At 35.3% G+C, this 3,462-nt stretch carries 6 protein-coding genes; 3 read left to right on the forward strand and 3 right to left on the reverse strand.

The features are described from left to right. Positions 1-135, reverse strand: a 135-nt coding sequence (locus ACY65O_RS00550) for a ParA family protein (protein ID WP_462218900.1), incomplete at its 3' end; no start/stop codon positions are given. 174 nt (positions 136-309) lie between these two features. On the opposite strand from ACY65O_RS00550, the gene ACY65O_RS00555 reads away from it, so the two are divergent. Further along, a complete protein-coding gene (locus ACY65O_RS00555) occupies positions 310-816 on the forward strand; it encodes an NADPH-dependent FMN reductase (protein WP_462218895.1) in 507 nt (168 codons plus the stop codon). Between the two features lie 83 nt (positions 817-899). Beyond that, complete coding sequence (locus ACY65O_RS00560; RefSeq protein WP_462218896.1) at positions 900-2,156, forward strand: metallophosphoesterase; 1,257 nt, start codon at positions 900-902, stop codon at positions 2,154-2,156. Between the two features lie 13 nt (positions 2,157-2,169). Here the strand turns inward: ACY65O_RS00560 and ACY65O_RS00565 are convergent, their stop codons facing one another. Together ACY65O_RS00565 and ACY65O_RS00570 are read right to left on the reverse strand one after the other, a co-directional pair. Beyond that, positions 2,170-2,337, reverse strand: coding sequence for a hypothetical protein (locus ACY65O_RS00565; RefSeq protein ID WP_462218897.1), 168 nt, complete (start codon positions 2,335-2,337; stop codon positions 2,170-2,172). Beyond that, positions 2,330-2,905, reverse strand: a complete 576-nt coding sequence (locus ACY65O_RS00570; RefSeq protein ID WP_462218898.1) for a zeta toxin family protein — start codon at positions 2,903-2,905, stop codon at positions 2,330-2,332. The genes ACY65O_RS00565 and ACY65O_RS00570 overlap by 8 nt, the downstream gene beginning before the upstream one ends. 123 nt (positions 2,906-3,028) lie before the next feature. On the opposite strand from ACY65O_RS00570, the gene ACY65O_RS00575 reads away from it, so the two are divergent. Further along, entirely contained in the window at positions 3,029-3,283 is a 255-nt protein-coding gene (locus tag ACY65O_RS00575) for a hypothetical protein (protein WP_462218899.1), read from the forward strand. Positions 3,284-3,462 lie beyond the last annotated feature (179 nt).

Below are 3,462 nucleotides of genomic sequence, written 5' to 3' on the forward strand. Positions count from 1 at the left end.
ACTGTTGGCCTGAGGATCGGCATCTACCAACAGGGTTTTATATTCCAGCACAGCTAAACTGGCAGCTAAATTAATAGCCGTGGTTGTTTTGCCCACACCGCCTTTTTGATTTGCTACTCCTATTATTCTTGCCATATTCCTTAGTTGTTAGTATTAAGTTGACAGTTGATAGTAAGTTGTGATTTCAAAATACTGTCATCTAACAGCTGTCAATTTTTCCGTCAGGTTGGCAAATTTAACTATTCGGCATAATATTGGGCAACAAAGAATCAACATCTTTGTTATAGTTATAAACAATATATATAAATAATGCTTACAATAGTTTCGGGAACCAACAGAACAGGCAGTAATACGCTTAAAGTAGCAAAAGAATATCAACGGATTTTACAGGAAAAAGCTGTTGATGCAAATTTATTTTCGCTGGAAGCAATTAATGTAATGCAAAGAGAGGCCAGTTTTGAAAAGATAGAAAACGAGATTATCATACCTACTTCATCATTTATTTTTATTGTGCCGGAATACAATGGCAGTTTCCCCGGTGTTTTAAAAATGCTTTTCGATACAGGCAGCTCACACAATATCTGGTTTAATAAAGAAGCTTTAATAACAGGGAATTCTACAGGCCGGGCAGGAAATTTAAGAGGAATGGATCATCTGGCCGATATTCTTAATTACTTAAAAATTACGGTGCACCCCAATAAATTACCTTTATCCTCAGTAAATACTTTGATGGATGCTGATGGAAAATTTACAGATGCAGGAACATTGTATGCTATCAATTATCAGCTGGATGAATTTTTAAAATGGAGGCGGTGATAATTTTTACCATTTCGTTAAAACATTTTTGTTGCTCAAACGTCTAATTTCATAACTGTAAACAATTAACTATAAACCCAAACATGCGTACACCTTTAGGCGTAATTATTTTTATCTCCATCATGCTCCTGCTGGATACTTATGTTTTCCAGGCCGTAAAATCAGTCAGTCAATCTTTATCGCCAAAGACAAAAACAATTATTTATACAGTTTACTGGGGGCTTACAGCAATTGCCATCATCAGCTTTTTATTATTTGTTTATACCGAACAGGATTTTTTAGGAAAGAAAGTAAGGACTTATTTATTTGCGACAGTTATTGGATTGTTTTTAGCAAAAATTACCGCTGGGGTTTTCTTTTTAATTGATGATATAAGAAGAGGGGTGCAATGGGGTGCTTTAAAATTATTTAGTAACAGCGGTACCGGTGCAGTAAGTGATTTTGGCAGCGAAGGCATAAGTCGCTCTGCATTTTTAAACTGGGTGGGTTTAGCTGCAGGCACCACCTTGTTTGGAAGTTTACTTTACGGCTTTGGTAATAAATATAAGTACGATATAAAAAGACTGCAATTAAGTTTTGAAAATTTGCCCAATGCATTTAAAGGATTAAAAATTGTACACATCAGCGATATACACAGCGGCAGTTTTATGGATAAAAAAGCCGTGTTGCATGGGGTAGAAAAAATAATGAATGAAAAACCCGACATTATTTTATTTACCGGCGATCTGGTTAACGACAGGGCAAGTGAAATGGAACAGTACATGGATGTTTTTAGTTTGCTAAAAGCACCCATGGGTGTGTACAGCACCTTTGGCAACCACGATTATGGGGATTATGTACGATGGCCCTATAACGGCATTACTAAAGAACAAAATTTAGAAGACCTTAAAAAAGTACATGCCGGTTTAGGCTGGCGGTTGTTGATGAACGAGCATGTGGCTTTAGAAAAAGATGGCGAACATATTGCATTGCTGGGTATAGAAAACTGGGGTGCCAAAGCAAGGTTCCCCAAGCATGGCCGTATGGATCTGGCGCATGCAGGTACAGAAAAATATCCTTTCAAAATTTTGTTAAGCCACGACCCCAGCCACTGGGATGCACAGGTAAAAGAAAAATATCCTGATATTGATTTAATGCTGAGCGGCCATACCCACGGCATGCAGTTTGGTGTAGAGATACCCGGTTTTAAATGGAGCCCCGTACAATATATGTATAAGCAATGGGCTGGAGTGTATGAAGATGGCAAACAAAAATTAAATGTAAACCGTGGCTTTGGTTTTATTGGTTATCCCGGAAGGGTGGGGGTGTTGCCGGAGATTAGTGTGATTGAGTTGGGGTAAGATGATTTGCAGATTAGTCTTTAATATCCCGGGCTTTTATTTTTACGATTTTTCCGTTTTTGGAGAATACTAATGTGCCATCTGTTAATCGTTTTGATGCTAACAATTTTTTAAAACTTAGCTCCAGACCTTTTATAAATTTTTCTTTAAAATCTTTAGTATTTATAACAGAATTATTCATTTGCTTTTCTTTTAATTAATTCCCAAATTTTATTATTATAAATAGAAGGGTCGTTTATATTATCTCCTTCTGCTACAAAGGTAAATGATTCATCGGAGTTGTCAAATACAAGCCAATAATCACATAAAACAATGAAAATATTTATTAAATTAAAAATGCCTTTTTTATAACGCCTTCTGATTACATCTTCCGGAATATTATGACCACCTTCCTTAACTCTTGCATTTACTCTTTCTATAGCTAAGTCAACATTGTTTAACCACAAATAAGCCAATTTTATATTGTATCCATTCAGCCTGGCAACTTCAATCATCTTTGTATATGATTTTGTAGTTAGCGTTGTCTCTATCGCAAAATCAACTTTTAAGTTTATCAGTTCATCAATTCTTTGTAACATTATTCTTCCAGCAGTGATGGCCACTTTTTCGGGCTGAAATGGCGAAAGCCCCCTTGCAATTTCATCTGCATTTATAAATTCTTTGCAGTTTAATATTTCGGGTAAAACAGTATAAGAGGCCGTGGTTTTACCAGCGCCGTTACAACCTGCTATAATGTATAAATTGGGCAATGTTTTTTAAATTATCCAAATGTACAAATAAATAGGCCTTGCACATAGCCATCTTAAATCGGTATAAAAAATTTTAACCTTTACTACAGCATTTTATTTTTATCTTACTGCAAATAAAATTTTATGCTGCGTTTTATTGGTGCGATAACTTTTGCTTTTGTGTTTTCTTCCTGTTCAAATAAATCTGACAGTATTTTAGCAGTGTTTAAAGCTGCTGAAGAAGGATTGATTCAATCTAACAGTGCTATTTCAAATTCAAGCACTGTTGTTTATCATGCCTTGAATAAAAAACTCTCTGAGCCAGAAAGTGCTCGACAGGCTTCAGTATGGCAGCCAAAAGCTTTGCTTATTAAAGAAAAATCTGAGAGAAGTTTATAAAGAAGATGATTTGGATGCAGTAAGCAGATTGTTTATTAAGAAAAATGCTGGTGAAGAATTGTATGAAAAACTGCAAAATTATAGAACATATATTTTATCCGTTGACCAAGAATTGTATGATCAGTTTTTAAAAACTTCAATAATAATTACCAGGGAATTTGAACAGGCAGGAAGTAAGC

The sequence above is a fragment of the Ferruginibacter sp. genome, from assembly GCF_031430955.1.
Lineage (GTDB): Bacteria > Bacteroidota > Bacteroidia > Chitinophagales > Chitinophagaceae > Ferruginibacter.